This is a genomic window from Pseudomonas helleri (assembly GCF_001043025.1).
Lineage (GTDB): Bacteria > Pseudomonadota > Gammaproteobacteria > Pseudomonadales > Pseudomonadaceae > Aquipseudomonas > Aquipseudomonas helleri.
In genome coordinates this window covers 122,965-139,197 of record NZ_JYLD01000008.1, presented here as the reverse complement: position 1 = coordinate 139,197, position 16,233 = coordinate 122,965, and the positions used below count along the sequence as shown (strand labels likewise).

General features: G+C 55.3%; 19 protein-coding genes and 1 tRNA gene. 6 read left to right on the top strand and 14 right to left on the bottom strand.

Translation table 11 applies throughout. The annotated features are described in order from the left end of the window. Nucleotides 1-32: 32 nt before the first annotated feature. On the bottom strand, nucleotides 33-1,079 hold the full coding sequence (locus TU84_RS14625) for a DMT family transporter (RefSeq protein WP_048370075.1): 1,047 nt from the start codon (nucleotides 1,077-1,079) through the stop codon (nucleotides 33-35). 227 nt (nucleotides 1,080-1,306) lie between these two features. Between TU84_RS14625 and TU84_RS14620 the strand changes: the two genes are divergently transcribed. Next, complete coding sequence (locus TU84_RS14620) at nucleotides 1,307-2,527, top strand: EAL domain-containing protein (RefSeq protein WP_157403802.1); 1,221 nt, start codon at nucleotides 1,307-1,309, stop codon at nucleotides 2,525-2,527. Nucleotides 2,528-2,600: 73 nt separating this feature from the next. Here the strand turns inward: TU84_RS14620 and TU84_RS14615 are convergent, their stop codons facing one another. The 3 genes from TU84_RS14615 to TU84_RS14605 are packed head-to-tail and all read right to left on the bottom strand — an operon-like array spanning nucleotide 2,601 to nucleotide 3,903. Further along, a complete protein-coding gene (locus TU84_RS14615; protein ID WP_053225240.1) occupies nucleotides 2,601-3,017 on the bottom strand; it encodes an Ivy family c-type lysozyme inhibitor in 417 nt (138 codons plus the stop codon). A gap of 33 nt (nucleotides 3,018-3,050) precedes the next feature. Next, nucleotides 3,051-3,650: a disulfide bond formation protein B gene (locus tag TU84_RS14610; protein ID WP_048370071.1), complete on the bottom strand. Its 600-nt coding sequence runs from the start codon at nucleotides 3,648-3,650 to the stop codon at nucleotides 3,051-3,053. 40 nt (nucleotides 3,651-3,690) lie between these two features. Further along, entirely contained in the window at nucleotides 3,691-3,903 is a 213-nt protein-coding gene (locus TU84_RS14605; protein ID WP_048370070.1) for a hypothetical protein, read from the bottom strand. A gap of 554 nt (nucleotides 3,904-4,457) precedes the next feature. On the opposite strand from TU84_RS14605, the gene TU84_RS14600 reads away from it, so the two are divergent. Further along, nucleotides 4,458-4,544, top strand: a tRNA-Leu gene (locus TU84_RS14600). A gap of 234 nt (nucleotides 4,545-4,778) precedes the next feature. Here the strand turns inward: TU84_RS14600 and TU84_RS14595 are convergent. Together TU84_RS14595 and TU84_RS14590 are read right to left on the bottom strand one after the other, a co-directional pair. Further along, nucleotides 4,779-5,219, bottom strand: coding sequence for a hypothetical protein (locus TU84_RS14595; RefSeq protein WP_048370069.1), 441 nt, complete (start codon nucleotides 5,217-5,219; stop codon nucleotides 4,779-4,781). After that, nucleotides 5,216-5,758: a hypothetical protein gene (locus TU84_RS14590; RefSeq protein WP_157403801.1), complete on the bottom strand. Its 543-nt coding sequence runs from the start codon at nucleotides 5,756-5,758 to the stop codon at nucleotides 5,216-5,218. Before TU84_RS14590 ends, TU84_RS14595 begins: the two co-directional genes overlap by 4 nt. A 261-nt stretch (nucleotides 5,759-6,019) precedes the next feature. On the opposite strand from TU84_RS14590, the gene TU84_RS26070 reads away from it, so the two are divergent. From TU84_RS26070 to TU84_RS14580, 3 genes are all read left to right on the top strand, one after another. Beyond that, entirely contained in the window at nucleotides 6,020-6,391 is a 372-nt protein-coding gene (locus tag TU84_RS26070) for a hypothetical protein (RefSeq protein WP_157403800.1), read from the top strand. A gap of 204 nt (nucleotides 6,392-6,595) precedes the next feature. Continuing rightward, a complete protein-coding gene (locus tag TU84_RS14585; protein WP_174479330.1) occupies nucleotides 6,596-6,937 on the top strand; it encodes a type II toxin-antitoxin system RelE/ParE family toxin in 342 nt (113 codons plus the stop codon). A 10-nt stretch (nucleotides 6,938-6,947) separates the two neighbouring features. Next, on the top strand, nucleotides 6,948-7,232 hold the full coding sequence (locus tag TU84_RS14580; protein ID WP_048370064.1) for an XRE family transcriptional regulator: 285 nt from the start codon (nucleotides 6,948-6,950) through the stop codon (nucleotides 7,230-7,232). 53 nt (nucleotides 7,233-7,285) lie between these two features. Here the strand turns inward: TU84_RS14580 and TU84_RS14575 are convergent, their stop codons facing one another. Continuing rightward, nucleotides 7,286-7,468, bottom strand: coding sequence for a hypothetical protein (locus TU84_RS14575; protein WP_048370062.1), 183 nt, complete (start codon nucleotides 7,466-7,468; stop codon nucleotides 7,286-7,288). Between the two features lie 88 nt (nucleotides 7,469-7,556). Next, nucleotides 7,557-7,967 carry an NUDIX hydrolase gene (locus TU84_RS14570; RefSeq protein ID WP_048370061.1) on the bottom strand — a complete coding sequence of 137 codons (411 nt, stop codon included), beginning with the start codon at nucleotides 7,965-7,967 and terminating at the stop codon, nucleotides 7,557-7,559. 291 nt (nucleotides 7,968-8,258) lie between these two features. Between TU84_RS14570 and TU84_RS14565 the strand changes: the two genes are divergently transcribed. Beyond that, nucleotides 8,259-9,587 (top strand): OprD family outer membrane porin, encoded by a 1,329-nt coding sequence (locus TU84_RS14565; protein ID WP_082148729.1) that lies wholly within the window; start codon nucleotides 8,259-8,261, stop codon nucleotides 9,585-9,587. Nucleotides 9,588-9,665: 78 nt separating this feature from the next. On the opposite strand, the gene dctM is transcribed toward TU84_RS14565, so the two are convergent. The 6 genes from dctM to TU84_RS14535 form a co-directional block, all read right to left on the bottom strand. Next, nucleotides 9,666-10,946, bottom strand: a complete 1,281-nt coding sequence (dctM, locus tag TU84_RS14560; protein WP_048370056.1) for a C4-dicarboxylate TRAP transporter large permease protein DctM — start codon at nucleotides 10,944-10,946, stop codon at nucleotides 9,666-9,668. Continuing rightward, nucleotides 10,943-11,581: a TRAP transporter small permease gene (locus TU84_RS14555; protein WP_048370054.1), complete on the bottom strand. Its 639-nt coding sequence runs from the start codon at nucleotides 11,579-11,581 to the stop codon at nucleotides 10,943-10,945. The genes dctM and TU84_RS14555 overlap by 4 nt, the downstream gene beginning before the upstream one ends. A gap of 145 nt (nucleotides 11,582-11,726) precedes the next feature. Further along, nucleotides 11,727-12,719, bottom strand: a complete 993-nt coding sequence (locus TU84_RS14550) for a TRAP transporter substrate-binding protein (RefSeq protein ID WP_048370053.1) — start codon at nucleotides 12,717-12,719, stop codon at nucleotides 11,727-11,729. Nucleotides 12,720-12,783: 64 nt separating this feature from the next. Continuing rightward, complete coding sequence (locus TU84_RS14545; protein ID WP_048370379.1) at nucleotides 12,784-13,611, bottom strand: HpcH/HpaI aldolase/citrate lyase family protein; 828 nt, start codon at nucleotides 13,609-13,611, stop codon at nucleotides 12,784-12,786. A gap of 35 nt (nucleotides 13,612-13,646) precedes the next feature. Beyond that, nucleotides 13,647-14,852: a CaiB/BaiF CoA transferase family protein gene (locus TU84_RS14540; RefSeq protein WP_048370052.1), complete on the bottom strand. Its 1,206-nt coding sequence runs from the start codon at nucleotides 14,850-14,852 to the stop codon at nucleotides 13,647-13,649. Further along, nucleotides 14,849-16,231 (bottom strand): MmgE/PrpD family protein, encoded by a 1,383-nt coding sequence (locus tag TU84_RS14535; RefSeq protein ID WP_048370047.1) that lies wholly within the window; start codon nucleotides 16,229-16,231, stop codon nucleotides 14,849-14,851. Before TU84_RS14535 ends, TU84_RS14540 begins: the two co-directional genes overlap by 4 nt. Nucleotides 16,232-16,233: the final 2 nt, after the last annotated feature.

Here is a 16,233-nt window from a genome sequence, read left to right as displayed (position 1 = left end):
AATGTTACTGCTTCCTGCAAGAGGCGCTTTGTTCAGTGCGTGTGCCGGTGATGAATATCCGGAAAATGCGGGTGACTGTGCTGAATCGGTGCATGTTGATGCGTATGACTGTGCGCGATGCCCGCAGGTTCATCCCCATCATGTTCATGCTGATGGTGCTCGTCATGGGTGTGCCGGTGCGTATGCTCCAGCGGTTGATGCTGATGCAGGTGAGCATGGGATTCGGTCAGGTGCAGCCACACCCCGAACAGCATAAAAGCCGCAGCCAGCCAAAACAGCAGCGAAACCGACTCGCCCAACACCAGAATCGAAATGGCCGCGCCCAAAAAAGGCGCCGTCGAAAAATAAGCCCCGGTGCGTGCCGCACCCAGGCCACGCAGTGCCAGCACAAACAGCACCAGACTCACGCCATAGCCTAAAAAACCAATCAGCAGGGTTGGCGTCAACACCTGCACCGGCACCCATTGCGCGCCCAATGTGAACGCGACCGTGCAATTCACCAAACCTGCGAACAAGCCTTTGGAACCGGCGATATACAACGAATCAGAAGCCGATACTTTGCGCGTGAGGTTGTTGTCTACCGCCCAGCATAAACAAGCGAACGCCACCGCAATGGGCCCCAGCCACGACGGCGAAACATCCGGGGTGTGCTCGGCTGGCCAGGACAACACAAGGCCACCGGCGATAATCGCCAACATGCCCAGAACAATTCGGCGGTCAGCATTTTCCTTGAACACTACCCACGCCAACAGTGCAGTCAGCACCGGTTCGAGGTTGAGCATCAGCGACGCGGTGGCGCCACTGGTGCGGGTCAAGCCAAACATCAGGGCAACCGGCCCCAACACCCCGCCGAACAGAATCGCCCCGACCAGCCACAGCCATTCGCCAGCAGGCAGACCCGAAGATTTCCAGCCACGATCGCGTAGACAACGCACCAGCACCAGGCCCACTCCGCTGCCTAAATACAACAAACCGGCCAACAGCACAGGCGGCACCTCAGCCCCTAACACCTTGGCCAGCGGCGTGCTGGCGCCGAACAGTGCGGCCGCAGCCAATGCATAAATCACGCTGGTATTCATGATGCCAACCCGTTCAGGACCTGAGTGCATCCTAGCCTAACCATGCTGCCCTGAACGACAGCTAACACTGGTTATGACTTATGGCGGGATCACTCACAAAACCCAAGGTTGCTCCCGCTTTACAACATGACTACAGAGCCGGGTGCGCGCTCACAAAAACAGGAATTGTCTGAATGACGCCCGAGCCTTGTCTATTTACATTAAAAATAGACAAGGAGAGTTTGGTCATGAATACCCTGAACGTTGTAATTTTTTGTGCAAGCCCTGTAAAAACCAAAGCCCTGACTGGTTTACTGAAGGCGATCGGCATTATTAATATTCATGCACCCGAGAACGATAGTGAACCGACTTCATTCACGCCTCCGTTTGTCGAACTGGATGTCGTTATCTGCGATTCATTTAATTCACTCAAAGAACTCAGCTACTTGAGGGATCTGTGCGAATACTTTTCATTTTTTTCAGTCATCGAATCAGAAAAACTTGAAAAACCAATGAAGTGGGGCGCAAGCAACCTGGTGACACACTATAAAAAACATCATTTGGGGCGCTACGAAGACGACATCAGCAAAGTCAAAATACACAGCCTGCTGAAAAAAGCGCTTACTTTAAAAGACATCGCTAAAAACAACGTATTCAAATCAGGTGTCGAGCAAGAAACACTGAAACAGATACTTCATAAGAACATGGACTTTCAGCCCCCTTTTCAGGACGTACAGGCCGACCGTGTAACCGCCTACTTCCAGCCTCAATACTGCGCATTGACGAAAACGATTACCGGCATCGAAGTTATCGCGCACTGGAGCCACCCGGCTTATGACAGGCTAAGTACCAACCATTTCAAGCACGACACTCCTGAACACATCGTTCACTGGGCATTGTTCTCCTGCGCGTTGTCCAATGCCATTCAACTGCACCGCCACACCCTGAATATCGACCCGACTATTCTTTATACGTACATCATTGATGCTTCCTTGTTGAAATCCAGGCATTTCGCCAGCAACGTATTGGAAGCATTGAAAATATTCGACATTCCACTGCACACCATAGCGCTCGAAATTTCAGGCAAAGTTGACACGCCCATGAGTCTCGAATACATCGACAACATCACAACACTCATGAACTGCCAAGTTGGATTATCACTGGGAAATTTCGGCGCCAGTGACTCACCTTTCGATATACTCGCCGACATGCCCTTCACACAAATAAAGCTCAACACCAACTTCGCTTTAACAAACAGCTCCATCAAAAAAAATCAAATCATCAGCTCTATTGTCACCATGGCGAAATCACTCCATTTAAAAGTCATCGCCAACGAAGTTGAAACAGAGAAACAGTTTGCGCAGCTTCAACATTTAGGCGTTGATGCAGCACAGGGAAATTTCTTCCATCCTCCTATGACAGGCGAGCAACTGCTCACCCTTTTACTGGACAACACTACAACCTACTAAAAACCGGGCCTGTTCCTGCTTCATTGAGCGCGCAATGAAACAGAACCAGGCCCGGCTTTGCATGGCAAACCGCTTAGTCTTCTGGGTTATTCTCGGCCAGGGTTTTATTCAAATACTCCTTGATGGCCGCCTCAGGCGCACCCAGGAGCTGTGTATTGAACGACTGACCATCAGTCGATCGCGTGGCCAACAAGCCCCAGGCGTGTTTCTTGTCGGGGCTGAAAATAACAATCAGCTGATTATCCGCACAGTCATGGGGCTTACACATCTGGCCCAGGGTGTATTTCTGCCCATCGATGACCACTTCTTGCAGCGGCGTCGAAGTGCCTTGGCCGGTGCGGACCCATTCAGGGAATGCCAGCATGTCCTGATAGGCCTGTTTGTACGGGCTCTTGCCCGTCACATCAAACAAGTATTGTGGCGTCTGTGCATTGGCAACACCTGACAGTAAAGAGGCCCCCACAAAAGCCAACGTAATAGCTGTTTTCACTGATTTACTCCTTTTCGACACACTCAACACTGTTCAATCCAGTAATTGATAACTAAAGGTGTGACATTGATTGAACTTGCACTGAACCCCAACCGAGACAAAATTGACCACCCCGATTGCAATCACATAAAAACTGAGCGCCCACGCAATAGTCTTCAGGCCCGGATAAAGCCCAATGCTTTTATCGGCGACCTGCTTATTGGCGCCCCAGATGATCAGTTGCAAAGCGATCGCGGTAATCAGACAGAGCGCAATAATCACTGACCAGACCGGCATATGCAGGCCAAACACCGCACTGCCCACATAGGCATGCCCTGGGCGCGGGTAGATATCCAGCAAGGTTTGCCGAACCGAGATAATCAGCAGCAACACCGAAAACGCCAGGCAAATGCCGGTATTGAACCAGGAGTACCCATGCCGCAATTGCTGCATGATCCCGAAACAAACACCCAGCATGGCCGCGCGCTGCAACAGGCACAGCGGGCAAGGCAACTCACCGTCGACATATTGCAGGGTCATGGCAGTGGTCAATATCCCCGCAAGCACCGCCATCATCCCCAGCAAATAGACATAGAGCAGCGGCGACGCGTACTCACCCCACCCTGCCGCTACTTTATTAGAAAAACTACTCATGGCATCCCGCGCTCCATCGCTGGTTTTCGAGAAAACTTGATCACGTACGTGTACTGGCCGGGAACTCATTACCCGCGTTATTCACCTGAATCCAGGGCATTCTGTAACCGTATTCCGGGCTATATATTTCCCAGAGAAATACCTTGATGGCCAAAACAAAAAACACAAACAGCAGTATCAGCGCCCACTTCCTGCGACCAAACCACCCCACAACCAGCGCCAATGCAAGCACGGCAAAAACGACAAACATCATGGCGGCATCAACTCCCTTTGATTAACCCTGTACTGCATTAGCGCTTCGTGAAGATGCAACTCGCTTTAAATGGCAAAACTGAAGAACGCCAAGGAAATCAGGGTAGACCAGCACTTTTTAAAAGCAAGATGCCTTAGTGCTCACGCTCTACCCTTCACCGAACCTGGAGAACCATCCGCTTCAAGGTTAGTCCTCGATGCCGCTGGTATTCGCCGTCAGGCCATATTTTTTGTGAGGGGATGCTGGCTGTGCCTGGCCCATAAACCTCGACTGCCAATGCGCTTTTAAACAAACCCGCAGCAATCGCTAGCCCGAGCAGCCGCTCTGTCTTACACACAATCGCGATAAATCCGACCAAACCTTTCCGCTAGTTCCCTAGCTCTCTGATTTTTCGACGATTTTAATCGAGGGGATTTCAAAAAAACTTCCTTAAAAAGCACTAACCAACTTGCCTCAACGTCGCAGGGTCTATATATTCGTCCACCTGTCACGCAGGCTACTGAGTACTTTGCACGTCAAAGCACCTCCTGCATGACCCGCTTTACAGCGCTACCGCCCGAATGGCGAAATTGGTAGACGCATGGGACTTAAAATCCCCCGTTCGAAAGGACGTGCCGGTTCGATTCCGGCTTCGGGCACCAAACAAATCAAGGGCTTGCACGCTTTCGGCGTGCAGGCCCTTTGTTTTTTGTTCCGCAAAAAGATGGGATGTTCCGAATTCTTGATTGGCGCCCCTCCGGTGTCTTGCCAGCGCAACGGCCCGTGTTGGAGTGGCTGTCTGACCGCCCCGACTGCCCCTAGCGAAACTTCACGCAGCGATGGCTTCGTTAGCCTCGTTCATGCACTGTTCAGGGCGTTAGTTTTGGTCGTTCACCCTAAAAACCAGGTGGAATATAACCGGGAACGTAAGGAATATTCTGGCACTTGCCATGCAGTATTTTCCCGTCCTGAATTTTAAACAGGACTATTTTCTTGGCCTGATTGACCGTCGCTTCCAGTTTGCAGTCCGAGCCATGACCCACTTGTTCATAATATTCCGTATGAGTCATGCCATTAGCTCCATGGGTCATGGATGTACCGGCCGCTTCGGTAGTCGTCCACTGAGAGGTTTTGTACCACGTCATCACCACGAGTTTCCCTCCAGCAGAATCTTGCGTTGCTTTCATCGTATCGGGCCTGCCGAATAAATTCAGTGCCTCTTGGGCATCGCGACCTTCCCAGCGATTCTGAGCAATCAACGAACAGCCGCTGGCCACCATTAAAGCGGGCACTAGCATTATCAACAAAACCGTTTTAAGCCATTTATAAACTTTCATTTCATCTCACCAGGACCGTGCGGCTTATCGTTACCCAACATCTGCTCCAACTCTTGCATCGGCGTTTTCGGCGGCGCTTGCAATTCCGCGATAGTTCCCAGCAGCTTTTTATGAGTAAACTTCCCCAACGACAACATGCCATTGAAGACTCGATCCCGCGGATTACACACAAATCCAAACGTGTATAACAGTGCATTATCGTCCAGCGTGAGCCACTCATTGGACACTTCCAGATCCCGACGTACGTTGCTGGCTCGATCAGTAGATGTGCCTTTAACAAAACGAGCCCTGTGTTTGGCGCATTGAACTTCAACTGTATAGACGTCCACCAGCGGTTTTGATGGATCAGCGAAGATCTGGCTAACCTCGACAAACTGTGTACCGCCCTTTTTAACGGGGGGTGTCATGGAAGTGAGGTCGGCGACAAACACAATGTTGTTTTTCCCCGCGCCGACACTGTAAACAAGCCACCAGTCGCCAACAGGGTCTTTACTGTCGGCCAGTGCCGAATTAAACCCCGCCAATAACGACGCCAACACTATTAGCACACCACCCAACCTGAATATCCCTGACATACACTTACCGAACCTTCCAGAATAATGAGCAGACGTTAAATATTTTTGCTTTTAATCAAAGCACGAAATATTTCTAACATTACCAATACAAGAAAAACGATAACATCAAAACACTCTTCTTCAATTAGCACACCTGTACTAATCCACCCCTGTGGTTAGAGAGTGATTCGCCATTATCGTCAGACTGACCAATACTCTGTGCACTCGGTCAATGAAGGGCGGCACATGGACATCACCATTCATCGAAAGAAGGGGTTTCTAAACAATGCTTTTGGCCGGAGCGCGCCACTTGCCGTCTTTTTTGAGAGCGCGTGTATAGGTCGATTGGCAACTGGCGAGACCTTGTCCTTGAGCCTTCCAGACGTTAATGGAACATTACAGGTCGGTCTTCTCGACACCAGGAATTCGCCCTACATCGGAAGTGCGCATCAATCGCTCGTATCGATCAGTAATCCGCTTGCAATTTCACCCAGCCCCGCCGTTCAGGCGTTTTCAGTGAGGACCCGGGTATGGGTTACTTTTGATGTGATTGATTTGGCGTATTGGGGCCCACTTCGACGCTGGATATTTGCGCTCGAGCGCCGTGCTGAAAGATGAATCAAATCATGGCTGACGAAACATGAGTGGTGCAGGAGCTGCCGAACGCTGCGATCTGCTGATCTTAAACGTTAAAAGATCGCAGCCTACGTACCTTGTCAGCGACTACTGCGATCCAAAACACCGAAGCGTTCAAGCTTTCACCATCAGTCCGGATGTTTAGCAGACAGTTGCACAATGTACCTTTTTAGGTACACTCCAGTTATGACTGAACTCCCTGACGTTCTCAATGTTCGCTTTTTCCGCACCGATGCTGGTAATGAGCCTGTGCGCGAATGGCTGACTGACCTGCCAAGGGAGCATCGGCGTACTGTAGGTGTCGACATCAAGACCGTTCAACTGGGCTGGCCTATAGGCATGCCAGTGGTGCGCAAGCTGGATGCTGGACTTTGGGAGGTCAGAATTGATTTGGGCGATACCATTGCCCGTGTTTTATTTACGGTCGCAGGTTGCGACATGATTCTGCTCCACGGCTTCATCAAAAAAAGCCAAAAAACACCCGCGTCTGACATGGCAACCGCTAAACAGCGCAAAGCAAGACTATGAGGCACTCAACATGAACAAGCATATAGGCTCTGATTTTGATGATTTTCTCTCCGAGCAAGGCCTCGCAGAAGAAGTGTCGGCAGCAGCGCTTAAGCGTGTGATCGCCTGGCAGATTGCTGAGGCGATGAAGGCACAGCACGTTACCAAGAAAGCACTAGCGGATCGCATGCAGACCAGCCGCACCGCCGTGGACCGGGCACTTGACCAGAATGACCCGGGCATGACACTGGCGACCCTGGCCAGTGCCGCGCGGGCACTGGGTCAGCGTGTAGAGATTCGCCTCGTTCCTGAATGATGCATACCGCACTGCCCTTCGCCTGTTAGCGTCAGGCTCCGAGCACTCCCCCTTCAAGACCTCGACTGTTCACACGCCTCTCTCAGACGCTGCATCGCATCCGGGGCCATGGGGGCGGTCATCATTGATCGGTAGGTCATGCACGCTTGGGTGTCGTTAAGTTCGGGCTGTTTTGGCTGATTCGCCGAGCATCCGACCAGGATGGTCAGTGCTGCCAGGCCTATGATTTTTTTCATTCTCTCCCTCCGTTTCGACGTTGGCTGTAAAACTGTCAGCAGACGAAGTTACTTGGACTCGATGGCACGCCGATAGTTGAGTGTAAATTTACGTATCGGCGAGGGTCTGCCTGAGAAAACTCAAAGCATCTTTGAAGATCTGATGCCAGTTGTCTGACGGTTCACTCATCAACGGGTGCCAAAAAAACCGGAATTCATGCCCTCCGTCATCGTCAGCAAAATGTGCCCACGTCTCGGGGAGTTCCTGGTCAACATGACATTCATGAAACGCCCAAGTGTGCCCCGTTAGCGTCGATCGCCACTCGCCCAGAGCGTGTTTTGCAGTGGCGGTAATCCCCGCTTCTTCGAACAATTCTCGTACAGCTGCCACGTCGGTCGGCTCTCCCGGTTCGACGCTGCCTTTGACCAGTTGTAAGCCTGCCAAAGGGTGCTCAAACGCAAGGATTTCCAGCGTTTGAGCACGTCGTAAGACCACCGGGCACGCTTTGTCTGCTGTCATGCAATGACTCCTTTATTGTTGAATTTCAGGGGCGTGTCGGGCGCGCAGTTTATGGCGAATTCCAACCTCGCGCGCGACCTCCAGATGGCAGTCACAGCACTCGCCAAAAACCTCAAAAACACCTGCAAAACCCCTGTATCCACGGGCTTTCTTAAATTTAATTTCATCTGCCAAACCCCGCTTTTGACTCCGAACTGTCACATAGGAATCGCCTAATTATGTGAAGCGTTTGACGCTTTAATTTCAGAATAATGACGGAGACCGGGATCAATGAAGAAGTTAGTAAGCCCTATGGTGGGGGTCGCCATGGCGAGCTTTATGCTGTCAGCACACGCCGACTTTATCGATGACAGTCACGCCGATCTAACCCTGCTTAACCGTTACCTCAATCAACAGGGTCGCGATGTAGTTAACAGCAACGCGAAGGCCCACAGCATTCGCGATTGGGGACAGGGCTTTGAATTCAACTTCAAGTCTGGCTACACCGAAGGTCCGGTTGGTTTTGGTCTGGACTTGCAGGGGTTTTATGGTCTGAAGCTGGACTCCGGTGGTGACCTCAATGACAAGTCTCATCAGGGTCGTTATCCGGGCAGTATGTTCCCGCTGGATGATGGCAAATCTGCCGATCAGTTCGGCGTTCTGAGCCCTACCTTCAAAATGCGCTTCGCTAAAGATGAGTTGCGTGTGGGTACGCTGTACGGCAACAACCCGGTCCTGGCCAACACTGACGGGCGCCTGTATCAGCAGACCAACACCGGTGTGCAACTGGTGTCCAAGGACCTGACGGATTTCACCTTCACTGCGGGTGACATTCTCAAGACCAAGATCCGTAACGAAACCGGCGATCAGGGCATGATCACCGCTGGCGGTACCAAAGAAAGCGATCGCTTCCTGTTTGGTGGCGCCGACTACACCGGCTTGCCGGGCACCACCGTAAGCCTGTGGTATTCCAACCTTGAGGATTACTACCAGCAGTTCTTCCTCGGCGCCAAGCGCCATGACGCGGTGGCTGTAGGTGCCTTTGACACCGACATCCGTCTGTACCGCAGCCTGGGTGTGGGCGGCAACGCCGATGGCGACAAAGACTATGCCGCTGCCGGCCTGTATGACAATGGCGCCTCCAAAGGCCGTATCAACCAGTCCACCGTCAGCCTGCTCGAAAGCTACACCCTGGATGGTCACACCGTGGGTCTGGGCATCCAGAAAAACAGCGGCGACAGCGACTTCCCGTACCTGGACTCCGGCTTGAACAGCGGCGACAACCGTCAAGGTCCAGGCTCGGGCGCCGACACTCCGGCCCTCACCAACATGCAACTGAACAAGTTCCAGCATGCGGGCGAACGCACCTGGCTGGCGCAGTACAAATATGACTTCAGCAAGCTGGGCGTCAACGGCCTGACCTTCGCCACGTCGTATGCCCACGGTGATGACATCCGCACCGCGCAAGGCACTACCAGCGAGTGGGAACGCAACGTCACCCTCGCCTACCAGATCCCGACCGGTACCTTCAAAGGGCTGGGTGTGACCTGGCGAAATGCTCACGCCAGCCCGGACATTACTGGCGCGACCGTGCAAGACGAAAACCGTCTGTATGTCAGCTACGTGGTTCCACTCTGGTAGTCGACACACCCCTTCAGCGGCCACAAAAAAGGGCCTGCACGCTTATCGCGTGCAGGCCCTTTAGCTTTACCGCAGCTTTTACATCCCGAGCCAGTTCGGCAGTGCCAGCGACACAAACGGCACGTACGTCACCAGTATCAAGAACGCCAGCATCACCAGCAGCCACGGCGACACCGCACGCACCACTCGGGTCAGTGGCATGCCCGTAACTGCCGAGGTCACAAACAGGTTGAGCCCGGTTGGCGGTGTGATCAATCCGATCTCCATGTTCACCACCATGATGATGCCCAGGTGGATCGGGTCGATGCCCAGTTGCATGGCAATCGGGAACAGGATCGGCGCCAAGATCAGGATGATCGCGGACGGCTCCATAAAGGTGCCCGCCACCAGCAACACGACGTTGACCACCAACAAGAACTCAATCGGTGTAAAGCCCTGCTCAACCACCCAGGCGGTGATCGATTGCGGGATCTGCTCGGTGGTCAGCACGTGCGCAAACAGCATGGCGTTGGCGATGATAAACATCAGCACCACGCTGAGTTTGCCCGCCTCGACAATCACCTTCGGGCATTCGCGAAAGGTCATGTCCTTGTAGATAAAGATCGCCACAAACGCCGCATACACCGCTGCTACAGCCGCGGCTTCGGTCGGGGTGAACATGCCGGAATAAATACCGCCCAGAATGATCACGATCAGCATCAAGCCCCAGCCCGCTTTGCGGCCTGCGGTGACGATTTCCTTGAACGACGCTCGCGGCAGCGCGGGCATGTTTTTAACCCGTGCAAGGATGTAGATGGTGATCATCAAGACCACACCCAGCAACAGCCCCGGAATCACACCCGCCATAAACAGCTTGCCCACCGAGGTCTCGGTCGCGGTGGCGTAGACCACCATGACAATTGACGGCGGAATCAGAATGCCCAACGTACCGGCGTTACACACGATACCGGCGGCAAACTCCTGTTTGTAACCGGAGCGCACCATCCCGGCAATCACGATAGAACCCACAGCGGCCACGGTTGCCGGTGAAGACCCGCTGAGCGCCGCAAACAACATGCAGGCCATGATCGCCGCAATCGCCAGGCCACCCTTGATATGCCCCACGCAGGCGTTGGCGAAGTCGATCAAGCGACGGGCCACACCGCCGCTGGTCATGAAGGCGCCAGACAGCAAGAAGAACGGAATGGCCAGCAGCGTGTAGTGCTCACTGGTTTCGAACAGCTTAATCGCCAGGGAACGAACCGAGTCGTTACTGAAGAACAGGATGGTCATGGCCCCGGACAAGCCCAGGGAAATCGCCACCGGAATGCCGATAAACATCAGCACGAACAGAGCGACAAATAGAAAGCTGATAGTCATTTGGCGTTCTCCGAGGTGTCGTTTTCAGCCAGTTTCACGGCCTCATCCACTTCACTGTGCAAGCCCAGCCCTTGCTGCTTGCCCTGCACGACGCGAATGAACACCTGCAGAAAGCGCAGGAACATCAAAGCAAAGCCGATTGGCACGATCATTACGATCTGCCATTGGCGAATCCCGAAACGGTCGAGGTCTTCAGCGCTGGTGCCGACGGCGTACAGGGTGGCAACCCACTGTTCGCTGGAGTAAGCCATGAGTGCGCAATAGCCAAGGCAGATCACCAAAGCAAGCAACGCCACGCGCCGCTGGTTCTCAGGGCTGAACTGGCGCACCAGCAAGTCGATACCAATGTGCGCGCCAATGCGCACGCCCCAGGCCAGCCCGACAAAGATCAGCCAACCGAACATGGCCTTGGTCAGCGCCACGCTCCAGGTCATCTCCTGGGCGATATACAAAATGCCGTCGCCGATGCTGAGCATGGCGTCGTTGGCGAAGGGCAGAGAATCGCCCAAAGAATAAAAAACACCGTAAAGGTTGTTGAAGACCACGTAGGAGAACGTCACCAGGGTCATGCCTGCAAGCAGGAATGCCACCAGTACTTCTTCCACACGATTCCAGACACGAAAAAATGCCTGCATGGGTAATCTCCCCTTGAAAGAGCGGTCGCAAAGCGACTACTAAAACCAATGAAGCCAAGGCGCGACAGACCTTGCAGGCTGTCGCTTTCGCCATTGACGCTGCCGCCGGCAAGCGCTTGTGCGATTACCGGCGGCACTTCAGGTCTTAACTGCTTTGGTTGGATTGCTCCGCGGCCTTGATCAGGTCGACACCGATGTCTTTTTCGAATTTTTTCCAGACCGGGCGCATGGCTTCACGCCACTCTTCGCGCTGTTCAGGTGTGAGGGTGATGACTTCGCTGGTGCCAGAATCGACGATGGTTTTTCTGGAGGCCTGGTTCAGTTCCTCGGCCTGTTTGTTCACCTCGACCGTGACCTCAGTCATGATCTGATCCAGTGACGTGCGCACATCTTCAGGCAAGCTGTTCCAGAACTTGGTGTTGGTGATCACCATGTAGTCGATGGCGCCATGGTCAGACTCAGTGAAGTACTTCTGCACCTCGTTGACCTTCTGGCTCTCATAGTTCGACCAGGTGTTCTCGGTACCGTTGACCACCCCGGTTTGCAGCCCTTGATACACCTCGGCAAAACTCATCTTGCGTGGTGCCGCACGCAACGCCTTGAACTGCTCATCCAGCACCGCCGATGCCTGCACCCGGAATTTCAGGCCGCGTGCATCCTTGGGCTCGTACAGCGCCTTGTTGGCCGACAATTGCTTCATGCCGTTATGCCAATAACCAAGGCCGGTAATGCCCTTGCTTTCCATGGACTTGAGCAGCCCCTGGCCTTCAGGGCTCTGCTGGAAGCGGTCGAGTGCATTGATGTCGTTGAACAGAAATGGCAGGTCGAAGATCTGGATCGGCTTGGAGTAATGCTCAAACTTGGCCAGCGATGGCGCCAGCAACTGCACGTCGCCGAGCAACAGCGCTTCCATCTCCTTACCGTCACCAAACAACGACGAGTTCGGGTATACCTCGACCTTGACCTGGCCTGGCAGACGCTCTTCAGCCAGCTTTTTGAACATCAGGGCGCCCTGCCCCTTGGGCGTGTGTTCGGCAACCACGTGGGCGAATTTGATACTGATGGGATCTGCCGCACTTACCAGACCGGCATACAGTGGCAGGGCGCAGGCCAAAGCCTTGAGGGTGTGTTTAAACATGGGGCATGTACCTCTTGTTGTTATTGTTTGGTCGTGCTTAGTTTTTCGTGGTGATGCTTTTGACTCAGGCAGGCGTCACGCCGGCCCGATGTAATACTTGGCGGGCATGCCCGATGACGGGCGCATCAACCATCTGCCCATCGACCACATAGACCCCGCCGCCAGCCGCCACCGCATCCAGCACCCGGCGCGCCCAGTCCAGCTCTTCAGGGCCGGGCATAAAGGCCGCGTGAATCAGTGCCACCTGGCTGGGGTGGATGCACAGCAAGCCGCCAAAGCCCATGTCCCGGGCATCGGCAGCCATGCAAGTCATGCCTTCAGTGTTTTTGATGTCGGGGAAAACGCTGTCCAGGGGCGGCGACAAATGCGCCAGGGTGCTGTGCAAGACGATGGCGTAGCGCGCCTGATCGAGCATGCGCTGGGCGCCAGTAGTGCCACTCATCAAGCCCAGGTCGAGGCCCAGATCCAGCGCCCCAAAACTCAAGCGCTCGACCCCGTTGGAACGGGCAATGGCCGGTAACTCAAGCAGGCCTTTGGCGCTCTCGATGATGGGCCACACCGGTTTGGCGCACGCTGCCACCCGCTCCACCTGCTCGGCGCTTTCTGCCTTGGGCAGCAGCACGGCGATCACGCCGGAGTAGCGAGCACACAAGGCCAGATCAGCGGCCTGCTGCTCATGCGCTGGCGCATTGATACGTACCAGAATGCGCGCCTGTGGGTTGGCCTCCAGATACGCCTGCAGATTGCTGCGCGCTTCAACCTTGAGGTGTTCCGCCACGGCGTCCTCAAGGTCAACGATGACCGCATCGGCGCCACTGCCCAGCGCTTTGTCGATGCGCTCTGGCCGGGTGGCCGGCACAAACAGTGCCGAGCGGATAGTACTTCTGTCCATGAACTGCTCCATGCAGGAGGTGTGAGGCGCCAGCCTCACACCGCTCCTTGTTCGTGTAGGCGCTGAATGTCATGCGCCTTGTAACCCAACTCCGCCAGCACGCTGTCGGTGTGTTCGCCCAAACCCGGCACCGGATCCATACGCGGCTCAAATGCCGTGTTACGACCCGGCGGCAGCAGCGCCGCCAACTTGCCGGACGGGCTGTCCACTTCACGCCAGCGATCACGCGCCTGCAGTTGTGGATGCGCCCAGACCCCGGCCATGTCGTTGACATGGGCGTTGGCAATCAACGCCGAGTCCAGCCGTGCAAATACCTGTTCAGCCGTCATGTGGGCAAACGTCTCAACGATGAGGGCCCGCAACTCGGCACGGTTCTCTGAACGACGCGCATTGGCATTAAAGCGCGAGTCGCGCGCAAGGTCAGGTCTCAGCAACACCTTGTCGCAAAACTGCTGCCATTCACGCTCGTTCTGCAAGCCGAGCATCACCGTACCGCCATCCCCTGTGGGGAACGGTCCGTAGGGGTAAATCGTCGCGTGGGCGGCGCCCGCTCTGGGCGGTGGTGGCGCGCCTTCGTAGGCGTAATACAGCGGGTAACCCATCCACTCCACCAGGCTTTCCAGCATCGACACATCGACACGGCTGCCCTCGCCGGTCTTGTCGCGCAGCAACAATGCCGAGAGCACGCCGGTGTAGGCATACATGCCTGCGGCAATATCGGCAATCGAACAGCCGGCCTTGGCCATCTCGTTTTCACCCGGCCCGCCGGTCACCGACAAAAATCCGCCCTCGCTCTGGATCAGCAGGTCGTAGGCTTTTTTTTGCTCGTAAGGCCCGCCTTCGCCGTAACCGGAAATATCGCAGACGATCAACCTCGGGAAGCGCTCATGCAGGTCAGCAAACGACAGCCCCATGCGTTGCGCGGCGCCTGGTGCAAGGTTCTGCACCAGCACATCAGCAGTGCTCAGCAGCTTGTCGAGCACCTGCCCGGCCTCGTCCTGCTTGACGTTAAGGGTCAGGCTCTCTTTGGAGCGATTGGTCCAGACAAAGTGTGAGGCCAGGCCATTGACGCGCTCGTCATAGTCGCGGGCAAAGTCACCGGAGCCAGGGCGTTCAACCTTGATCACCCGTGCGCCCAGATCGGCCAACTGCCGGGTACAGAACGGCGCAGCGATGGCATGCTCCAGGCTGACCACGGTAATGCCGTCCAGCGGGCGGGGTTTGGTGGTGTTGTCGTTCATGCTGCGCTCCCGGCAAAAGTTGTGGTTCGCGTCAACGCGCTCAAGTCATCGAGTTCGCGCAGGTTCCAGACCAGCCCGATCAGGCCAGTCGCCTGCTCGTCAGTGCGTGCCCCGGAGAACGCCAGCAGGCGGCGAAATTTGTCTTCCAGTTCAGCGCGGCTCAGGGTATTGCCCGGATCGCCCTTGGGCTCGTCGATGCGCCCGTGCAAGGTCTGACCGGCCAGCGTGGTGACCTCGACCCGGCCCAGCCAGCGTTGCGGATACGCCCCGTCGACTTCCTCGTCCAGCACCATGCGCACCTTGTCGCGCACATCGCTCACCCGCGAATCGGTCAGCGCGTATTGATGAAACTCCGGCAATCCGGCCTTGCCATACACAGCGATCAAACCCAGCACCGTGCCCATGGAAAACTTGGCCTGATGCACGGTCTGCGGCACCTGCACGCGGCCCAGTACATCGATGGCGCCCTGATGCACGCGCGTGGTGACCCCTGCGATGTCCTCAGCGCCTAGTTGCTCGCGCTGCATCAGCGCCAGCAGTGCATCGGCGGCCGGATGCGTGTGTCGGCACGAGGCGTGAAACTTGAACGAGGTTTCTACCAGCGCCCAGCGTGTGCCCAAACCGTCTGACAACTTGCCTGGCTGCGCATCGCTGGACATACCGGCCGCCATGCCCTGCTCGCCTTCCAGAATGTTCTGTGCGCCGCTCAGCCCTTCAGCCGTCAGGTAGGCTGCCAGCAGGCCATCGGCAGCGGCTTTGGCAGTGTGCAATTGTTTGGAGTCTGCGGCGTCACGCAAGAACTCCCACAAGCCTGCCGACTGGGTACCGGCCGTGCCGAGTACGTGGGTGAATTGTTCCTGGGTAAAGTCCATCAACTTGCCAACACCCACCGCCGCCGCTAGCGTGCCTACCGTGGCGGTGGTGTGGAAGATGCGGTAGTGCGAGCGCCCGAGGAATTCACCGATACGAATGCCCGCTTCATACCCGGCCACCGCCGCAACGATCAATTCGCGCCCGGTTTTACCCAGTGCCTGAGCCGCCGCCAGCACTGCCGGGAACACCACGGTCGCCGGGTGCAGCACCGAACTGTTGTGCAGGTCATCCTGCTCAACCAGGTGCGAGCTGGCGCCATTGACCAATGCGGCGAAATACGCAGAACTGGTTTTGCCGTTGACCAAAATACCGGACGGGCCGCTGGCCGGGCCCATCATCGCGGCATAGCGCTCGAACAGCGGAATCGGGTGCATGCCCTGGCTGGCCAGTGCTGAGCCCAGCCAGTCGAGAAACAACTCTTCAGTGCGATCAATGACCGCTTCAGGCAATTGCGTGTAATGCAAATTGGCCAAAAATTCTGTAAGCGCTTGCGTGTGCTGACTCATGC

Excerpts from the sequence above, each read along its gene's own strand:
- TU84_RS14580 (WP_048370064.1), top strand. The coding sequence starts at position 6,948 with ATGAACAAGCATATAGGCTCTGATTTTGATGATTTTCTCTCCGAGCAA.
- TU84_RS14610 (WP_048370071.1), bottom strand. The coding sequence starts at position 3,650 with ATGAGTAGTTTTTCTAATAAAGTAGCGGCAGGGTGGGGTGAGTACGCG.
- TU84_RS14535 (WP_048370047.1), bottom strand. The coding sequence starts at position 16,231 with ATGAGTCAGCACACGCAAGCGCTTACAGAATTTTTGGCCAATTTGCAT.
- TU84_RS14540 (WP_048370052.1), bottom strand. The coding sequence starts at position 14,852 with ATGAACGACAACACCACCAAACCCCGCCCGCTGGACGGCATTACCGTG.
- TU84_RS14575 (WP_048370062.1), bottom strand. The coding sequence starts at position 7,468 with ATGAAAAAAATCATAGGCCTGGCAGCACTGACCATCCTGGTCGGATGC.
- TU84_RS14545 (WP_048370379.1), bottom strand. The coding sequence starts at position 13,611 with ATGGACAGAAGTACTATCCGCTCGGCACTGTTTGTGCCGGCCACCCGG.
- TU84_RS26070 (WP_157403800.1), top strand. The coding sequence starts at position 6,020 with ATGGACATCACCATTCATCGAAAGAAGGGGTTTCTAAACAATGCTTTT.
- dctM (WP_048370056.1), bottom strand. The coding sequence starts at position 10,946 with ATGACTATCAGCTTTCTATTTGTCGCTCTGTTCGTGCTGATGTTTATC.
- TU84_RS14620 (WP_157403802.1), top strand. The coding sequence starts at position 1,307 with ATGAATACCCTGAACGTTGTAATTTTTTGTGCAAGCCCTGTAAAAACC.
- TU84_RS14605 (WP_048370070.1), bottom strand. The coding sequence starts at position 3,903 with ATGATGTTTGTCGTTTTTGCCGTGCTTGCATTGGCGCTGGTTGTGGGG.
- TU84_RS14625 (WP_048370075.1), bottom strand. The coding sequence starts at position 1,079 with ATGAATACCAGCGTGATTTATGCATTGGCTGCGGCCGCACTGTTCGGC.
- TU84_RS14565 (WP_082148729.1), top strand. The coding sequence starts at position 8,259 with ATGGTGGGGGTCGCCATGGCGAGCTTTATGCTGTCAGCACACGCCGAC.
- TU84_RS14595 (WP_048370069.1), bottom strand. The coding sequence starts at position 5,219 with ATGAAAGTTTATAAATGGCTTAAAACGGTTTTGTTGATAATGCTAGTG.
- TU84_RS14550 (WP_048370053.1), bottom strand. The coding sequence starts at position 12,719 with ATGTTTAAACACACCCTCAAGGCTTTGGCCTGCGCCCTGCCACTGTAT.
- TU84_RS14570 (WP_048370061.1), bottom strand. The coding sequence starts at position 7,967 with ATGACAGCAGACAAAGCGTGCCCGGTGGTCTTACGACGTGCTCAAACG.
- TU84_RS14555 (WP_048370054.1), bottom strand. The coding sequence starts at position 11,581 with ATGCAGGCATTTTTTCGTGTCTGGAATCGTGTGGAAGAAGTACTGGTG.
- TU84_RS14585 (WP_174479330.1), top strand. The coding sequence starts at position 6,596 with ATGACTGAACTCCCTGACGTTCTCAATGTTCGCTTTTTCCGCACCGAT.